Origin of the sequence: Leptospira stimsonii (assembly GCF_003545885.1) — a bacterium.
GTDB classification, from domain to species: domain Bacteria; phylum Spirochaetota; class Leptospiria; order Leptospirales; family Leptospiraceae; genus Leptospira; species Leptospira stimsonii.
Genome location: NZ_QHCT01000003.1, coordinates 500001 through 518028, shown reverse-complemented (window position 1 = coordinate 518028; position 18028 = coordinate 500001). Strand labels below are relative to the sequence as shown.

The following is an 18028-nucleotide window of genomic DNA, read 5'->3' as shown; positions in this document are numbered from 1 at the left end:
TCGTATGTTCGGATGAAAAAGAATCGGTTGAGTTTCTGAGTCATTGTAGCCTAAAAAGGCCGCCTTTCTTTGGAGTCTAAAATCCGATTTGGAAGGGGAACGAGGTCGGCCGACGTCTCGTAGGAACTAAGTCCACTGGATTCGGATTGGCCTTTGATTCTTAATTCTCCTCTTTTTTTTCGTCTTCCGGCCTTCTTTCCACTTTCGCTTCGGATTCTTTTTTTTCTCCCGTCTCCTCATTCTCCAGTCCCGAGATTTCTATCGAGACCGCGGCTGTAATCGCATAATCGTATAATCGTTGTTCTTCGCCTCGAAGGAGAGGATATCGATAGGCCAAGTTGAAGTTGAGTTTTTCGGAAACATTCGCGGAAAATCCGAAACTCACTTCTCGAAAGATCGACGGTACTTTTCCTTGATCCGTTCTTTTGAGATCGACTCCTTCGTAAGGAGTTCTATAGAGATAGCCCGCAAAAAAGGAAAGTCCCGGTCTCCAGAGCCAAGTGATGTAACCCGAAATCAAAGTCGTTTTTTTGAGTAGGTATGTTTCTTCCGGAGCGGAAGACGACGGATTTCGGAGCCAGTAAGCGATTCCGTCATTGTCTTGTAAGTTGTTCGGTTGTGATTTTGAAAGAGGAAAGATTCCGCTAACTCTTGTCACAAAGCTGAACTTTCCCAGAAGATAGCCGAGAGTCACGCCCGGAATTCCGGAGTAATAATTCCCTCCCGTGAACTTATCCGTATCCTGACCGGAAGGGAATCCCACGTTCGCGCTGAAGACTATAAAGTAGTTTTTTTGGAAGTCGATCAAAGGAAGATATTTCATTCCGATATATGTTTTGCCGATACGAGCCGCGTCGGATCGATCCTTTTGTTCGTAATAGGTATACGGGGTGCTTAGGTTGATCGCAAACATCCCGTTCTTAAGATTCATCTCTCCGTAGAAGGTCGTCGTGTGAATATTGCTGTTTTCGTTTGTTTGTTTGTAAAAATCCTGGGTTAATACGAAGTAGTTCGCGGGCTTTTCCCTTTTCCCAGTGAACGGATCGACAAAACGAGTGGAGGCTTGGTCGCTTCCTCCCATTCCCGTGTGATGAGCCGAAATGGAAAGAGGAAATAAAAAAGAACAAAGAATCGGTAAAATTAGAATATTCTGTTTCATTAAAATAGGGTGCATCCAGTTTGATACAAGACTCGGTCTTGCTGTCGAAAGTTGGCCAAAATGAGATTGTAGAGATTCCCGTTTTGATACGGATTGATATTGACCGGATTCGGTAAGGCGGAAATAGAATTCAAGAGGGACGTCCCGCCTTGGTCTTGAAGAATTCCGGTCAGGTTCCAAGTCACCGGAAAATTCCCGAGTTTTTCCGGTACGATATCGAATCTGCATCTTGGAAACAACTCCACTACGAAGGGTGCCAGTTGAATTCTTACCGAAGTGTTGATCGGTCCCGGAGCCGTGATCTGGAACGTAAGATCCAAGGATTGCACCTTATACTTTACCGAAGCGAGATAACCGGAAGGAATTCCTGGAATAGGGGGAACTACCGAAGAGTGAACGTCGCCTGTGAGAATCGATCCGTTGACTACTTCCAGATTCGTATCCGTAAAAGAACCGGTTCCGTAGTCCGCTCCGTAAGGAGAAGTCAACGGCAAATCCAACGGAACCGTATAAGGAGTATGAGAGGCCGCTGAATGTTCGTCTCGATCTATGGATCGAGTTTGATCCGGAACGGTCGGTACCGGATTGGGATTGACCCGTAACGCAACCCCGTCCCAAACGATCTTTGATCCGGCTAACAGCTGTAAGTTGTAAGTCGTTGCTCCGGAAATCAGACTGAAAGCGCCTATGTTTACGTCCTGTTGATCGTCCGTAAAATAAATGCTCGTTTGAAACGTAGACGGCCTTTGTCCAATTAAGGTCAAAAGCCTCTGTAACATCTGAGCTTCTTCTTTTCTCGAATCTCCGACCGAGCCGAACGTGCACGAGAAAAAAAGAAACGAAAGCGAGAGGAGACTAAAACGGATCGCTGTTTTTCGCATTGGTCACGAATTCCGTATCGGTTAAACTTTTGAGAAAATTGACAAGGTCCGTTTTCTCACCGGCGGTCAGTCCGATTGCAAATACGAAGTTATTCTTATTTGGATTGATTCTTCCATCTCCTGCGTTCGGGCCGGCCCCGATATTTCTTCCTCCGTTGTTATAGTGCTCCACTACATTCTCCAGAGTATCGATGGAACCGTCGTGCATGTAAGGAGCAGTCAGTTCCACATTACGAATCGATGGTGCTCTGAATTTTCCCTTATCGGATGCGAGCCCCGAGAACTCGAAAAGACCTTGATTTCCCGTTGGATAACTTCCGTTGCCTCCGATGTTGTAGAGTCCGTTGTTGTGAAAGGAAACTTCTTCCGTTACCGTTCCGACGTGAACACTTGTGGTGGAGAAATTAAAACCTCCGTGACAGTGAAAACATTCCCCTTTTTCGGAGGAGAATATCTGCGCACCGCGCAAGATCGACGCCCTTTGCGTAGAATTTCCGAGCGCCGAAATATCCCCGTCGTAAAGATACTTGTCATAGGGAGAACGGCCCGAGATCAAAGTCCTTTCAAAACTGGCGATCGCCTTTACCACGTTGGAAGTGGAAAAAGGATCTCCTCCCGGAAAGGCGCTTGCGAACATCGCCTGATATCTGTTATCCGATCGAAGTCGATCCAGCATTTCGTTTTCCTTATTCGCGAGTCCAAGTTCTACAGGATGTTCCCCGAAGATCGGGACCAACATTTGATCCTCCAAATTTCGAAGGTTTGGATTCACCCAAGTTTGGCGGAGGTTGTAGGCGACGTTGATGATTCCTTGCGAATTTCTAGGATGAACGTCTCCGGTGGAACCGACCGCGGTGACGAGCCCGTCCGTGTAAGCCTTCGCTTGTTTGTGGCAGGAACCGCAGGATTGAGTCTGATTTCCGGAAAGTCGCTTATCAAAAAATAAGAATCTCCCCAAGTCGACCTTTTCCTGCGTCATCGGATTGGAAGCCGGAACTAAGGGTACAGGAAAACCGTTCGGCAGATTCCAAACGTAAGAATTCTGAGGCAAGAGCAGTAAAAGTAAGGCCTCGTCATTTTTGGATTCTTTCTTTTTGAAAGGGTCGATCGGAAGGATTCCGGATCCACATTGAATCAAAAATATCAAAGAAATAGAATATACTAAAAATTTCATATACTTTTCCTAACAACGCCCGGAAAGTCCGGGCGTTGTGTTCGGCTATTTGGAGATGATCGAAAAAACGGTCTGGGCCGGTGTGATTGGCAAACCGGTATTTAGGTTTAATCCGATATTCGGGAAGATAGTAGGGCAACCGACAGCCATCATACCTGCAGTTCCCGACATACACATCGCACCGTTTGCATCCGCGGTAAGATCGATTCCTTGTAAGAGAGCTTGAACATTGATCTTAACGGTTTGAGTCGCAGGATTAAAACCGCCGTCCGGGGTCAAAGTCACTGGGATTCGGTTCGCGCGAAGGCAGGTACTTGCACTTCCCGTTCCTGTACAATCTCCGGATCCGATATGGACGGAGGTTCCGGCGGCACCGGTTTCGGCGGTTTCAAAATCCAATTTTAAGAATTTGTAACCGGAAGTCCAACTCCAGAACATTCCCGTCGTATTCAAAGGAGACGGTTGGCTGTCCGCGTTTAAGTGGTTTTTGTCTTCAGGAAGCCCGACCGTAAATTTAATACCTTTGTAAGTCGCTATCGGCACTCCGGCGGCGACGAGATTGTTTGTTTCGGTCGTTCCATCACATTTTCCGGTTTTGTTTTCGAAATCCAGAAGAGCGATGTTTCCGTATTGGAATTTACCGTCTTGGTTCAGGTTCAAAGGAATTTCGGTTCCATCCGCGGCAATCAAAGTCACTCCATAAACGAATAGCCGGAAGTCATGCAACTGAAACGTTACACTTTCCGCGATGTGCGCATTCGGAATAAAGGGAAGGGATTCGAGCGTAAGTCCGTGACCTTTGAGAGTCTGCCCGCATTCTAACTTTTGTGTTCCCGCATATGCAGAAAATTGAATGCCCGGTGTGACGCCTAACGCGACGATCGCCGCGAGAGTCGTCATATCGTCGTCGTTCTTCTTTTTGTCCCAGGGACAGTGAAGGAACGTAAGTCCTAAAAATACGATAGAAAATGAAACTAAAAATTTTTTAGTCATGAGAATTCTCCTGAAAAATATAAATACCGATTGAATAAACCTAAAAAAGCTTCGGTTCTCTTTCCTAGGCGGAATCGAAATTTAGGAGAATTGAGGGGGTTTGAGAAGGGAAAGAGCGGAAAGAATACCCGTATTCAAATCTTTGAATACGATGATTTCAAGAAGATCGGAAACCGGTTCTACGATCCAAAAAGTAGCCGGGTTAAAGAGAGTGGAGTAGAATGCGCTCAGCTTGGAAACTTTGTTTTCGGATTTTTTACAAGCGCAAGTATGCGTTTCTCCCGCTTGTGCGGAATGGCAATCCGGAAGTTTTTTTACATCATGAGTTTCTTCTGAAGCGATACGAGATCCTTTCGAAAAACGACCGTCTTCTTGGTTTGCGTGTTTTTGAACTCTACTTCCGTGATTGCATTCGCAGATCTTTGCTTGTTCAGCCAGAACACAACCGAAAAGCCCGCTCGAAAATACGACCGCTTGAAAGAGGATCGTGATCGAGAGGGAAATGGAAAGAAGACGTTTCATCCCAAATTGATCTTGAGTTTGGAAAGCACTAACTGCAAACCCTCGCTCAATTTAACTTCCGAAATTTGAATTTGTTCCTTCTTGAGGTCGGAAATAAATTTTAGAATTCGGTTGAGGACCATCGAAGGAATTGCAACGACCGGCGTTAGATCCAAAAGAACGGAGCTGGGGCGGATTTCGCGAATCTGGGAAAGGATGATCTCAATTTCCTCCGATTCCACAGAGCAAATATTCTTACGAAACTCGACACGAAATACATTCTTATCGGGGTAGATGGTGGATTCTTCCAGTTGTTGCATAAAAGAGAACTTTAAAACAACTATTTCAGAAGCGAGTTTTTCATGGAAACAAAAAAATCCCCTATGGAATGAGAATCCGAATCTCGCACAAATCGGAATCGTTTTATCGTTTCGGAAAAAATCCGTTCGGATTTCAGTATCCGTATGCAAAATCGGAAGCGCGAATCATTCTTCTCGCATGTTTCGAGTTCTCAATGGAAGAGGGTTTTTTGGATCGGATTTGCCGGAATCCTTCTGCTACCGCTGTTGAGTTTTTATCCTTGGAAATATAGAATCCTCTTCACTTTATCGTTTCTCGCATTTGTTTGGATCGACTTATTTTCTCCGTTAGTCGCCACTGCGATTCTTGCGTCTTCTTCCTTGTTTTTTGGAAATCATCCGGGAGGAAGATTTTTAGAACTCCAAGATTGCCTTTGGATTTTTTGGTCGGTTCGAGGAATCATAGAACTAAAACTTTTAGGAAGATCCGTTTTTTCTATGGAGTTTTGGAAACGTCCGATCGGAATTCTACTCTTTGGTTTTTTTCTCTCGGGAATCTTGAGTTTGTTATCCAACCCGGAACTCGTTTTCGATCTCCGATTTTATCAAAAAGGATGGTTTTGGTTTTTACATTCTACGGAGTTGGAACCTTGGTATCCGATCAAATTACTCGGAATCGGAATTCTTTTTTGGATCGGTTGGAACGGAAGAAAGGAATGGTTGGAGAAAACAAAGGGTCGGGATCGACTTTTGGAATTCTTCGCTTTCGGGGTAATGATCGGCCTATTGATAGCCGTTTTGTTCGGATGGCTCGAATTCTTTTTTCCATTCGTAAAATCGAAGTTAGACGAATATCATCTTTGGTTGGACGGATACAAACTGGTCGCACTTCCTCATTCTTATTTTATTTGGATGAAGGAGATCCAAGCTCCGTTTGCGATTCAATCCTTGTATTGGAACCGAAGTTGGTTCGCTGTTTCCCTTCTTTCCGGATTGCCCTTCGTATTCTATCTTCTATTTCGAATTACTGAAAAAAAGGAATTGGAGAATCCGGAGAACAAATCGTATCCAAGTAAAGTTCACATTCGCTTACTTTTGTCCTTCGGAATTCTGATTCTCCTTGGATTGACTTTTGTTTGGATCGGTGCGAGGGGAGGAATGTTTTCTTTTGCGCTTCTCTGGATTTGCGCGGGATTCTATTTTCTTTTTTTCAAGTTGGTTCCAAACGAAACGGTTCAAAAAGCGATCGTTCGTTTCGGAATCATCGCTCTGATTATTTGCGGAATTTTATTTCCGATTCTGGTCATTTATACGAAACTCGGATTGGAAGATCCGGAACGTCTTTCTCATTTCCAGGCGGGTTGGAAACTTTTTCTCAACAAACCCTTGTTTGGCGGAGGTTTCGAATCCTATGGATGGTACAACGAATGTTGTCTCAATCAAACCGGAAAAGGAAGTCCGTATCATACGACTCACAACCAGTGGATTCAGATCTTTTCCGGGCTCGGTGTTTTTGGAGGAATCCTTTTCGCGCTCCTCTGGGGATTTCTTTTGGATTCGATCGCATTTTCAAAAATGGAAAAAGGAGAATCGATCGGAGAACGCGCCGTTTATTTCGGTTCCGTCGTTGCGATTTTTGTTTATTCTTTTTTTCAGGAATGGTTCTATCTGCGAGCCGTTTATCTACAGTGGATCGCCTTGTTTGTGTTCTTTGGAAAAAATGAATCCGCATTTGTTCTAAATTTTATAAGTAGAATATTCAAAAAAGAAAATATTCTAAGATTCACGATCGTTGTTCTGCTTTTACTTGGAATCTCCATTTTCTTTTTCCCAACAAAAATGTTTCGGTCCGGGATTTACTTTCCTCCTGGACAAAGGAAGGACTTCGCCTGGATTTTGGAAGGAAAAAGCAGGCTCGTTTTAGTGTCTACGTTCGAATCGTATCGTGTAATCCCGAATTCGGATCTTTCCAACGGAGTTTCTAATGTCGATATCGAGGGAGGACATAGAGTGGTATATCCGACCGTGAAAACGATGGTTCCGATGGATGATCTTGAATTCCAAACGATCGAAGGTGAGAATATTCTAAAATTTGAATGTAAAATCACTGAAGAACGAAATGGTTGGCGAACGCTTCGGTTCTGGAGCTCCGAGGTTTTGGATCCGGAACCTCGGAAAATTTGCGCCCAATATTCGATCCAAAAAAGTCTTTGATGAATTCTCTTCCGATCACGGTCGTCATTCCCACATACAATCGGGAAGAAAAAGTTTTGAAAGCGATCCAAAGTGTACTTCAGCAAACCGTTTTGCCGCAGGAAATTCTGATTGTGGACGACGGTTCTACGGACGCGACCGTCTCCAATATCCGAGAACGTTTTTCAAATTCTTTGGAAAGAATCCGAATTCTTTCTCTTGAACATCGGGGCGTAAGTTTTGCGAGAAACCGTGGAGTGGAAGAGGCACGAAATGATTGGATCGCCTTTCTCGATTCGGACGACGAATGGTTGCCCGAAAAACTGAAAAGACAATGGGAAACTCTGCAAGGGCTTCCTCAGATTCGAATTCTTCAATCCTTGGAAATTTGGATCCGAAACGGCAAACGTGTCAATCCTCCGGCCTATCTCCAAAAAAAAGACGGTTGGATCTTTGACAAAAGTTTGGAATTCTGCGCCGTTACACCGTCTTCCGTTCTATTGAGAAAGGATCTGTATCTGGAGAATGGCGGCATGGACGAAAACCTACCCGCGTGTGAGGATTACGATCTTTGGTTACGCATCAGTTCTCAAAATCCAATCGTGTTGTTAAACGAAGAGCTTTTGATTCGTTACGGAGGACACGAGGATCAGCTTTCGTTCCGCTATCCGGTGATGGATCGATTTCGAATCTACTCCATTCTAAAATTATTAAATACGCAACGATTGACCGAAAAACAAAGAGAACAAGCGAAAGCCATTCTGTTTATAAAGTGGAATGTATTAAGACAAGGAAGAATCAAAAGAAACGTTTGGAATCCAGAGTTAGATCTTCTCTGGGAACGAACCGTAGAGGAAGGTCTTGCTTCCGAGTCCGGAAAAAAGATCCAATCATTCTTTCTCACAGACGAAAACTGGACTAAAAATTAATTTCCTTCGTTTTGTTTTTTATCTCTGATTCGATTTCTGGTTTTCTTTTTATGCCGTTGTGAAATGGTTTTCCAACTTGGATTCTATCGATAAAAAATCGAGATCCACTGGAGAATATGTGATGCTCAAAGGTTTTCAGGAACTCATTCAAAGAAAAAAAATGCTCGTGATGGACGCCCTTTCTTTCGAAGTTTTAAAAAGTGAAATCGTTCGAACCAGAATTTTATTTCGCTTCTTTTTTGTTGCGAGTCTCGTTCTCGGAGTCGTTTACTTCCTAATCGGCGAGAGAATGACGAAGGAAGTCGGAGTTCGTCTTCCGTTCGAGGCGATTGTTCTTACCGGACTCGGGATTTCCTTGTACGAATACTTTGTGTATCGGATTTTTCTAGCCTATCAGAAAAAGCGCAAAGTTGTCTTTCCTCCGGCGCGATTCGGAAACGCCTTCGTGGAGATTTCTTTCATCACACTTCTTCTTTGGTTGAACATCAACTCATTCGCTTCCCCCGTGATTCCGCTCTATTCTCCCGCGACGTACATCTATTTTATCTTTATCATCCTTTCCGTACTCCGTCTTGAATTTTCTTTGAGCGTCTTTACGGGTTTGGTCGCTGGAGTGGAGTTGTTTGCATTAGCTTTTATTTATATTCCCGCGAATCAGATGAAGTTCGAACTGCAGATCTTCAATTCCTTTATGCCCTTTTTCGGGAAGGGGATTTTATTGTTGATGGGAGGCTTCGTTTCGGGTTTGGTCGCGATGCAGTTAAAGAAAACCTTGGTTTCCGCTACGGAGGCGGTTCAGGAAAAGAACAAGATTGTAGGAATGTTCGGTCAGTATGTTTCTCCGGAGGTTGTGGATCGTCTCTTGGAACAAAAGAGCGAGAATTTTTCCGAGTTCAAACACGTCTGCGTGATGTTCTTGGATATCCGTAACTTTACCAGATTCTCCGAAAAACGTTCTCCGGGAGAAGTCATCGACTATCTCAACTATCTTTTCACACACTTGATCGACATCGTGAATATGCACAATGGAATGATTAACAAATTTCTCGGAGACGGTTTTATGGCAGTGTTCGGCGCCCCGATCTCGGACGGCGCAAACGATATTCACAACGCGGTCAATGCGTCCTTGGCGATTTTAAAAAAGGTGGAACAGCTGAACCTGGAAGGTAAAATACCTGAAACCAACATCGGAATCGGTCTGCATTCCGGTGAAGCAATGACGGGTAACGTTGGATCCGAAGCTCGCAAGGAATATACGATCATCGGTGACGTAGTCAATCTTGCTTCGCGCGTGGAACAACTCAACAAGGAGTTTGCTACCAAATTCTTAGTGACACAGGCGGTTTTTGATAACGTAAAGGACAAGGTTCCAGGAAGACATCTTTCTTCGATTCATGTGAAGGGAAGAGAAGAACCCGTGGACGTTTACGAACTCGCGAAACTCTAAAGCCAGAATTCGAATTCTTTTTGGTATTTAACCGGATTCCACTCGATGATTTGATATTCGGCGACTCCGTTCGTATAAAAAGGATCTTGGTGGCAAAACGCCTCCAGGTCCTTTCTCGATTCCGCTCTCGCGATCAAAATCCCACCGCTTCTCGGTTCTTGCGGACCCGATGCTAAAAGAATCTTTTGTTCGTAACCTTTTGCGAGAAACGCTCTGTGTTCGACCACGTGTTGATCTACGATTTCAATCGGCGTTAGATAACGAAGTACAACGATAAACTGTTTCATTCTTGATTCCTAAGAAGAATTTAGATTCTTCTTTCAAAAATGAAACGTGGGCTTCGCTGTCCATTGTTTTTAGAAAGAATGGATTTCTCCGAATTCTATAATTACAAAATGTATGGAGGCTTTTCACTCATTCACTCTCGATAGATTGCGTCATTGAAATCGGTTTTTCTAAAGGTGAAACAAACCGCTTTGTTGAAAAAAAGAAGATTCTTCCTTTCTCGACGGGAGGAGGCATTCGTAGATCGGAGTCTTCCTGGAAGTAAACGATCAAAAATTGAATTTTAGGGATTCTTCCTTCGAAGTCGCCTCGCGAGAAAAAGAAAACCTGCGAGCATGTACAACGGAATCCAAACGAAAAGAAACTCCGATTTGAATACGACCAAACCTCTCGCGGTCAAAAAGTTTTTGATTCCGATCGGAGATACGCGGATCGGTCTGTAGTCGAAAAAAAATCGTTCGGAAGAATAGGGGATCAGAAATCCTACACCCAGACCTCCGCTCGTCATCGCATCCAAAACTCCGTGGGAAAGAATCGAAAGAAATAAGAATGAGATCAGAACGGTTGCTTTCACCTGAAACCATCGTAAAAGAACGCAGGAAAAAACGGAAAGCGACAATGCGAATCCGATGGAATGGCTGAAACCCCGATGACCTAAGTCGGCTTCATAAGGAATCCCTAATTTGAATGCGATTACATCCGCGTCCGGAAGAATTGAAAAAAAGATTCCGACTAAGAGCAGTTTAACGGGAATCGTCTTTTTTCCAAGTGCGAGCCATAGTGAGATCGGCACGACCGTATGCGTCATGATTGTCGGCATTAGAGCGTGTCCTTCGATTCGATCGAGATCATTTTCGGATAGTTTTTCACGTTATGCATCCATTTACGGACAAAGGGAAAATTTTCAAAGGAAAAGCCTCCGTCTTCCGCGACGTGAGAATAGGCATACAAAGCGATGTCCGCAATTGTGAGTCGGTTCCCCACGAAAAAATCTTTATTTTGTAGATGGGCTTCCATCACTTCCAATGCCTTGGTTCCTTTGCTATGATTGTTTGCGATTTGTTCGGCGTTCGCCGTTCCGGGAACGAATTTGAGAAGCCAGCGATTGACTGCTATGAACGGTTCGTGACTGTATTGTTCGAAGAACATCCATTCTAAGATTCGTGTCTGTTCCAAAAGATCGTTGGAAAAAAATTTCGTATCTCTCGCGAGATAATAAAGGATTGCGTTGCTTTCGGAGATATTGGTTCCATCGCTGATTTGAAGAACCGGAATTTTTCCGTTGGGATTGATTCTTAAAAAATCCTCCGTCTTCGTTTCTCCCTTTCTCGTATCCAATTCAATCCATTCAAAGGGAAGATCCAGAAGAGTGAGAATCGATTTTACTTTGTGGCAATTTCCGGAAACCGTCATTCCGTAGACTTTGTATTTTGGAGCCAAAGGGTATTCTCCTTTATTTTTTCCTGAATCGTTTTCGAATCTCAAAACGTTTCCAAAAGCTCTCCTCGAAGAGAGAAGGTCTTTTTTCGGAAACATCTTTTTGACCCGATGAAGTCTGTATTTCTTTTTTTATCCACGCAAGGGATTTTTGAAATCGTATCCCCGCACCTTCGAAGTCAAACGAGGATCCAGGATTCTGACTCGAGTGAGAATCGGAAAATTCCACCTGCTTCTTTGCGCTTTTCCATTTGACGGCGAAGGGAGTTGGCAAAACTGTACTTACAATAGCTTTGTTGTGCGCTCCTGAGTCTGCGTTTATTGAAAATGTAAGGCCCTTGCGAACGAGAAAAGAGTCAGATAGGATCCAAATATGAGTGATAACTTAAAAAAAAGAAGCCACATGACTACGGATGGGGACAACCGGGCCCCGAATCGCGCGATGCTTCGTGCGGTTGGATTTACGAACGAAGACTTTCAAAAACCGATGATCGGGATCGCCTCCACCTGGAGCGAGATCACTCCTTGCAATATTCATATCAATAAGCTCGCGGAAAAAGTCAAAGAAGGCGTTCGGGCCGCAGGAGGAGTTCCTCAGATTTACGGAACGATCACCGTGTCCGACGGAATCATGATGGGACATGAGGGAATGCACTTTTCCCTTCCATCCAGAGAAGTGATCGCCGATTCGATCGAAATCGTTTCCAACGCGATGAGACATGACGGTGTGATCGCGATCGGCGGTTGTGATAAGAACATGCCCGGTTGTTTGATGGCGCTTTGCAGAGTGGACGTTCCTTCGATCTTCGTCTATGGCGGCACGATTCTTCCCGGAAATTGCGACGGACACGACGTGGATATCGTCTCCGTTTTCGAAGCGGTGGGACAAATCAACGCCGGAAAAATTTCGAGAGAAGAATTCGTCCGGATCGAACAGAATGCGATCCCTGGCGCAGGAAGTTGTGGAGGAATGTACACTGCGAACACCATGTCTTCCGCGATCGAAGCCTTGGGGATGAGTCTTCCCGGTTCCGCTTCCATGCCCGCCGTCAGTTCGAGAAAGTCGAACGACTGCTACGAAGCAGGTAAAGCTTTGATTGAACTCATCAAAAAGAACATCACTCCAAAGCAGATTCTTACCAAAAAGGCGTTTGAAAACGCGATCACCGTCGTTCTTGTGTTAGGTGGTTCCACCAATGCCGTTCTTCATTTGATTGCGATCGCCAAGGAAATCGGTGTCGAGCTGACTCTGGAAGACTTTGATCGAATCAGTAAAAAAACTCCCCACCTCGCGGATTTAAAACCCGGTGGAAAATATTCGATGACCGATCTCGATAAAGTCGGCGGCGTTCACGGAGTGATGAAATATCTTCTCAAGGAAGGAATGCTCCACGGAGATTGTATGACCGTAACCGGAAAGACGATCGCGGAAAATTTGAAGGACATGCCTGACCTCGTTCCGAATCAGACGATCGTTCATAAAAGAGCGGACGCTCTGCATCCTTCCGGTCCTCTCGTGATTCTCAAAGGAAACCTCGCGCCTGACGGAGCCGTTGCGAAAATTTCAGGACTGAAAAAAATTTCGATCACCGGTCCCGCAAAAGTTTTCGAATCTGAAGATGATTGCTTCAACGCAATCATGAACGATCAGATCAAGGCCGGCGACGTGATCATCATTCGATACGAAGGCCCGAAAGGCGGACCCGGAATGAGAGAAATGCTCGCGGTCACTTCCGCGCTCGTCGGTAAGGGGTTAGGCGAGGATGTCGGTTTAATGACGGACGGCCGTTTTAGCGGCGGAACCCACGGTCTTGTGGTAGGGCACATTTCTCCCGAGGCGTTCGACGGAGGGCCGATCGCGATCGTTCAAAACGGAGACACCGTTACGATCGATTCTACGAAGAATCTTCTCCAATTGGAAGTCTCCCAGGAAGAAATCGATAAACGACTGAAAAACTGGAAACCGATGGAACCACGTTACAAGTCGGGAGTTCTCGCGAAATATGCGAAGTTGGTTCAGTCCGCTACAAACGGAGCCATTACGAATCTCCTTTGAAAACGATCTATCTTGCAGGTCCGGAAGTGTTTTTACCCGAAGCCCTTTCGGTTCTGCAGGAAAGAAAATCCCTCTGTTCTTCGTACGGATTTCTCGCCGTTTCACCCTTCGATTCGGATATTCCGAATGACTCTGAAAGAAATCAAGACCTCGCTCGAAAAATCTTTTTCGGAAATCTGGATTTGATTCGGAAATCCGATATTATATTAGCGAATTGTAATTCCTTTCGAGGTCCTCTCGTGGACGACGGGACCGCGTTCGAAATCGGATACGCGTTCGCTCTCGAAAAAACGATCTACGGTTATGCGAAATCGCTTCCACCACTTCCTGAAATCGTCAAAAAATCGATTTCGACATTTCCACATTCTTCCGGTTACGAGATGGACAAAGACGGATATTTGTTAAACGAAGACTTCGGTAACTCCCTCAATTTAATGCTACAATACTCGATTGAAGCTAAGGGAGTTTTGATAGAAGGGGAATTCGAAGACGTACTGAAAGTCCTCGCACGGCGAGAGAACAACTAGAAAATCCGAATTCGAACGGAATTTTCGTCGTTATTGATTACGATTTCTTTATCCAATTTTCCCATACTTTTAAAGTAGAATCGGGTATTGTATATGTTTCCGTCCAGATAGACATAGATCCATTCGGAAAGGTAACTCGTCTGCGGGATCGCCTGGGAAACAAAAACGAGTTTTTCATTTTCCAAAACGTATTTTGTGGAACAATTCTCCTGATTGATAGAATCCATAGAACATTCTAAAATTCTTCGAAAACGTTTATCTTGGGAAAGCGCGACAGTGTAGTATTTTTTGAATTCGATTTCACCACTTTTTGCAAGGTCGATCGTACGAAGAAGGTTTGTGTCGTTGCTTTTACCGGTGGTTCGGATTCCGGTAATGAAAATTTCTTCCGAACGATAGGGGATATCGCCCGTCTTTTTGTCGATCTGGTTGTGAACGAATTCGTTTTTTAAGAACGTTCTTTCCACAGTTTCATAATATTCTAATTTAGATTCATCCCAGCTTATACCGTCCGAAAGGTATTTTGTGTATTCTTGGGCAAATTCCTTCTCTTTTTGAAGGAGGCTTTCGGCCAGTGCCTGATCTTTTTTGGACAACTTCGGCGATTTCGAGACCGGGCGATACCATTCGAATTTTCTAAAATACGAATCTAAGGTAGGATTTTTGAATATGTGGCCTTGTTTGGCATAGATTTCATTTCTTTTGAGAATGATTTGTTCGATCGTTCCGTTATCCGTTTGGGAAAATAAGGAAAAAGAGAAGAGTAAAAGAAAGAGTAAGAAAAATTGGCGGTTCATATTCCGGTCCGTTGTTTATGACTTCTCGATTGCAAGTCTTGATCTTTTTTGAACTCCCTCGTCCAAGGAAGAAAAATTCTCCTTCGACAAGGGTATCCATTACAACAATCTACACCGCAAACGTTGCGCGAAATCGTTCGAATCGGACGAGAATTCTTACATACTTCTTCTATACTGGCCGCCGACCTCGTAAAGAGAATGAGTCATTTGTCCGAGGGAAGCGACTTTGGAAGTTTCCATCAGCTCTTGAAAGATATTTCCGTTCGTGAGACTCGCTTTTTTCAATTGTTCGAGACGAGACGCGCTTCTATTTTCGTTTCTTTTTTGAAATTCCCGAAGCGCCTTGATTTGATCCTGTTTTTCAGCGTCGGTCGAACGAATCACCTCTTCGGGAATGATCGTCGGAGATCCTTCCTTGCTTAAGAACGTGTTTACTCCGATGACCGGAAATTCTCCGCTGTGCTTTAGAGATTCGTAATATAAGGATTCTTCTTGAATCTTGTTTCTTTGATACATCATCTCCATCGCTCCAAGAACGCCGCCTCTTTCGGAAATTCTATGGAATTCTTCGAGGATCGCTTGTTCCACCAAGTCGGTGAGTTCTTCGATGATAAAGGCGCCTTGTCCCGGATTTTCGTTTTTGGCGAGTCCTAATTCCCGGTTGATGATGAGCTGAATCGCCATCGCTCTACGAACAGATTCTTCAGTCGGAGTTGTGATCGCCTCGTCGTATGCGTTCGTATGCAAAGAATTGCAATTATCGAAGATGGCGTATAACGCTTGTAATGTGGTTCGGATATCGTTGAACGCGATTTCCTGCGCGTGTAAGGATCTTCCCGATGTTTGGATATGATACTTAAGCATCGAAGAGCGTTCGTTCGCACCGTATTTGTATTTCATCGCTTTGGCCCAGATTCTTCTCGCAACACGACCGATGACCGCGTATTCAGGATCGATTCCGTTCGAAAAAAAGAAGGAAAGGTTGGGGGCGAAGTCGTCGATTTTCATCCCTCTGCTGAGAAAATATTCCACATAAGTCAGACCGTTTGCGAGAGTGAAGGCGACCTGAGTAATCGGATTCGCTCCTGCTTCCGCGATATGATAACCTGAGATGGAAACGGAATAAAAGTTTCTCACTTGTTTGGTGATGAAGAATTCCTGAATGTCTCCCATCATCTTCAACGCAAATTCTGTGGAGAAGATACAAGTGTTTTGCGCTTGGTCTTCCTTAAGAATATCTGCTTGGACCGTTCCTCGTACGACTTTTAGTGTTTCGGTTTTGATCTTCTCATAGATTTCCTTTTCCAAAACCTGATCGCCTGTGACTCCGAGAAGTAGCAAACCGAGACCGTCGTTTCCTTCGGGGATCGCCGCGTTGTATTTGGGAACCGGAAGATTTTTTTCTTTGTAGATCGATTCTATCTTTTTACGAACCTCTGTTTCGATTCCTTGCGCCTTGATATATTTTTCACAAGCCTGATCGATTGCGGTATTCATAAAGAAAGCGAGGACCATCGGAGCCGGACCGTTGATCGTCATCGATACCGAGGTCGTCGGATTGCAGAGGTCGAATCCGGAATAGAGTTTTTTCGCGTCGTCAAGCGTCGCGATGCTCACTCCCGAGTTTCCGATCTTTCCGTAGATGTCCGGTCTTTCTCCGGGATCTTCTCCATACAAAGTCACGGAATCGAACGCGGTGGACAAACGTTGTGCGGGCATTCCCAAACTTACGTAGTGAAAACGCGCGTTCGTTCTCTCAGGGCCGCCTTCTCCGGCAAACATACGAGTCGGATCCTCTCCGGTTCTTTTAAACGGGAACACTCCGGCTGTGTACGGAAATTCTCCGGGGAAGTTTTCTTGAAAGGACCAACGTACGATTTCTCCCCAGTCTTTGAACTTAGGAGTCGCCACCTTAGGAATTTGTAAATGACTCAGAGATTCCGTTTTGTTTGCGACCTTGATTTCTTTGTCTCGGACCTTATAAGTAAAACTTTCTCCCTGATAGTTTTTGAGTTTGGATTCCCATGCCGCGAGAATCTGTTTTGCCTCCGGGCTCAGAGAACTTTCAATTTTAGAATATTCTAATTCTATAATTTTTGTGTCCTGACCTGCGGATTTTAGGACTTCCTGTGCGCCCGCGAGTTGAAAAAGTTTTCTTGCCTTCGCCGATTCTTTTTCCGTCATCTGATCGTAGCGGTTGCATTCTTCGCGAATTTCGGCGAGGTAGCGCACTCGGTCCGGAGGAATGATGAAGATCTTTTCGCTCATGCCGGCTTCTTTTCCGTACGTGCTCGTCCATCCGAGTTCCAATTTTTCGGAAACTGCGTGAATGACATTGCTATAAAGGCTATTCGTTCCGGGATCGTTGAATTGAGAAGCGATCGTTCCAAAGACGGGCATTGTATCCACGTTTTCTTGAAACAACTGTCTGGATCTTTGGTATTGTTTTTTTACGTCTCGGATTGCGTCGAGTGCTCCTCGTTTGTCGAACTTGTTGATCGCGATCAGGTCCGCGTAGTCGATCATGTCGATCTTTTCGAGCTGGGTCGCCGCTCCGTATTCGGGTGTCATCACGTAAAGAGACACGTCCGCGACTTCTGTGATTTCCGAATCGCTCTGGCCGATCCCCGCGGTTTCGACTAGGATCAGATCGAATCCGGCGCTTTTTAAAACTTCGATACTTCGTTTTACGTTTTTGTTAAGCGCAATATTCGCTTCTCTCGTCGCGAAGGATCTCATATAAACCCTTTCGTGAGAGATGGAATTCATCCGGATTCGGTCGCCAAGAAGCGCCCCTCCGGTTTTTCTTTTGGAAGGATCTACGGAAAGAATCGCGATCGTCTTTTCCGGAAAGTCGATCAAAAATCTTCGCACAAGTTCGTCGGTGAGAGAGGACTTTCCCGCTCCTCCGGTTCCAGTGATTCCGAGGATCGGAACTTTTTTTGAGCTAGGTGGGAATTGGAGTTTTTCCGTCAGAGCCGACTTTTCCAATCCTTCCCTTTCAAACGTATTTTCGACGAGCGTGATCGTTTGAGCGATTGCTAAAGGATTTTTTTCTTTGAGAGACGCGTGAAGGGTTCCGTTGAAGGTGAGGGGAGGAATGAAGTCGGATTTGGAAATGAGATCGTTGATCATTCCTTGAAGACCAAGTTCCCTTCCGTCGTCCGGAGAATAGATTCTTGCGACCCCATAGGCTTCGAGTTCTTTGATTTCGGAAGGAAGAATGGTTCCTCCTCCGCCTCCGAATACCTTGATATGACCCGCGCCTTTTTCCTTCAAAAGGTCTATCATATATTTGAAATATTCCACGTGACCACCCTGATAACTCGTGATCGCGATTCCCTGTGCGT

General features: G+C 44.8%; 16 protein-coding genes (1 of these 16 running past the window's edge). 5 read left to right on the top strand and 11 right to left on the bottom strand.

The window, feature by feature from the left end; translation table 11 throughout:
* Positions 1–160 precede the first annotated feature (160 nt).
* The 6 genes from DLM75_RS13810 to DLM75_RS13785 all read right to left on the bottom strand — a co-directional run bounded on the left by DLM75_RS13810 (position 161) and on the right by DLM75_RS13785 (position 5028).
* The gene (locus DLM75_RS13810) at positions 161–1159 is read right to left on the bottom strand and encodes an LIC11086 family outer membrane transporter (protein ID WP_118969070.1); all 999 of its coding nucleotides are present in this window, start codon (positions 1157–1159) and stop codon (positions 161–163) included.
* Positions 1159–2040: a laminin/fibronectin-binding adhesin Lsa30 gene (gene lsa30, locus DLM75_RS13805; RefSeq protein ID WP_118969069.1), complete on the bottom strand. Its 882-nt coding sequence runs from the start codon at positions 2038–2040 to the stop codon at positions 1159–1161. Before lsa30 ends, DLM75_RS13810 begins: the two co-directional genes overlap by 1 nt.
* On the bottom strand, positions 2015–3214 hold the full coding sequence (locus DLM75_RS13800; protein WP_118969068.1) for an MbnH family di-heme enzyme: 1200 nt from the start codon (positions 3212–3214) through the stop codon (positions 2015–2017). The genes lsa30 and DLM75_RS13800 overlap by 26 nt, the downstream gene beginning before the upstream one ends.
* 45 nt (positions 3215–3259) lie before the next feature.
* The gene (locus tag DLM75_RS13795; protein WP_118969067.1) at positions 3260–4207 is read right to left on the bottom strand and encodes an MbnP family copper-binding protein; all 948 of its coding nucleotides are present in this window, start codon (positions 4205–4207) and stop codon (positions 3260–3262) included.
* Positions 4208–4288: 81 nt separating this feature from the next.
* Positions 4289–4729, bottom strand: a complete 441-nt coding sequence (locus DLM75_RS13790) for an LIC_11090 family protein (RefSeq protein ID WP_118969066.1) — start codon at positions 4727–4729, stop codon at positions 4289–4291.
* Positions 4726–5028, bottom strand: coding sequence for a sulfate transporter (locus DLM75_RS13785; RefSeq protein ID WP_118969189.1), 303 nt, complete (start codon positions 5026–5028; stop codon positions 4726–4728). The genes DLM75_RS13790 and DLM75_RS13785 overlap by 4 nt, the downstream gene beginning before the upstream one ends.
* Positions 5029–5172: 144 nt before the next feature.
* Between DLM75_RS13785 and DLM75_RS13780 the strand changes: the two genes are divergently transcribed.
* The 3 genes from DLM75_RS13780 (at position 5173) to DLM75_RS13770 (ending at position 9576) form a co-directional block, all read left to right on the top strand.
* Positions 5173–7221 (top strand): O-antigen ligase family protein, encoded by a 2049-nt coding sequence (locus DLM75_RS13780; RefSeq protein ID WP_118969065.1) that lies wholly within the window; start codon positions 5173–5175, stop codon positions 7219–7221.
* Positions 7221–8129 carry a glycosyltransferase family 2 protein gene (locus tag DLM75_RS13775; RefSeq protein ID WP_118969188.1) on the top strand — a complete coding sequence of 303 codons (909 nt, stop codon included), beginning with the start codon at positions 7221–7223 and terminating at the stop codon, positions 8127–8129. Before DLM75_RS13780 ends, DLM75_RS13775 begins: the two co-directional genes overlap by 1 nt.
* Positions 8130–8250: 121 nt before the next feature.
* Positions 8251–9576, top strand: coding sequence for an adenylate/guanylate cyclase domain-containing protein (locus tag DLM75_RS13770; protein ID WP_118969064.1), 1326 nt, complete (start codon positions 8251–8253; stop codon positions 9574–9576).
* Here DLM75_RS13770 and DLM75_RS13765 read toward each other — a convergent pair.
* The 3 genes from DLM75_RS13765 to DLM75_RS13755 form a co-directional block, all read right to left on the bottom strand.
* A complete protein-coding gene (locus tag DLM75_RS13765) occupies positions 9573–9863 on the bottom strand; it encodes a YciI family protein (protein ID WP_118969063.1) in 291 nt (96 codons plus the stop codon). The genes DLM75_RS13770 and DLM75_RS13765 overlap by 4 nt on opposite strands.
* A gap of 281 nt (positions 9864–10144) precedes the next feature.
* Entirely contained in the window at positions 10145–10681 is a 537-nt protein-coding gene (locus DLM75_RS13760; protein ID WP_118969062.1) for a metal-dependent hydrolase, read from the bottom strand.
* Positions 10681–11301, bottom strand: coding sequence for a glutathione S-transferase family protein (locus DLM75_RS13755; RefSeq protein ID WP_241547921.1), 621 nt, complete (start codon positions 11299–11301; stop codon positions 10681–10683). Before DLM75_RS13755 ends, DLM75_RS13760 begins: the two co-directional genes overlap by 1 nt.
* Positions 11302–11671: 370 nt before the next feature.
* On the opposite strand from DLM75_RS13755, the gene ilvD reads away from it, so the two are divergent.
* Both ilvD and DLM75_RS13745 read left to right on the top strand, forming a co-directional pair.
* Positions 11672–13354: a dihydroxy-acid dehydratase gene (gene ilvD, locus DLM75_RS13750; RefSeq protein ID WP_118969060.1), complete on the top strand. Its 1683-nt coding sequence runs from the start codon at positions 11672–11674 to the stop codon at positions 13352–13354.
* The gene (locus DLM75_RS13745) at positions 13351–13881 is read left to right on the top strand and encodes a nucleoside 2-deoxyribosyltransferase (protein WP_118969059.1); all 531 of its coding nucleotides are present in this window, start codon (positions 13351–13353) and stop codon (positions 13879–13881) included. Before ilvD ends, DLM75_RS13745 begins: the two co-directional genes overlap by 4 nt.
* Here DLM75_RS13745 and DLM75_RS13740 read toward each other — a convergent pair.
* On the bottom strand, positions 13878–14678 hold the full coding sequence (locus DLM75_RS13740; protein WP_118969058.1) for a YARHG domain-containing protein: 801 nt from the start codon (positions 14676–14678) through the stop codon (positions 13878–13880). The genes DLM75_RS13745 and DLM75_RS13740 overlap by 4 nt on opposite strands.
* A 156-nt stretch (positions 14679–14834) precedes the next feature.
* Positions 14835–18028 carry the 3' portion of a methylmalonyl-CoA mutase family protein gene (locus DLM75_RS13735; protein WP_118969057.1) on the bottom strand. The gene runs 184 nt beyond the window's last position, so 3194 of the gene's 3378 nt are visible here — the last part of the coding sequence; its start codon lies off the right edge, out of view — the gene reads right to left on this strand; its stop codon occupies positions 14835–14837.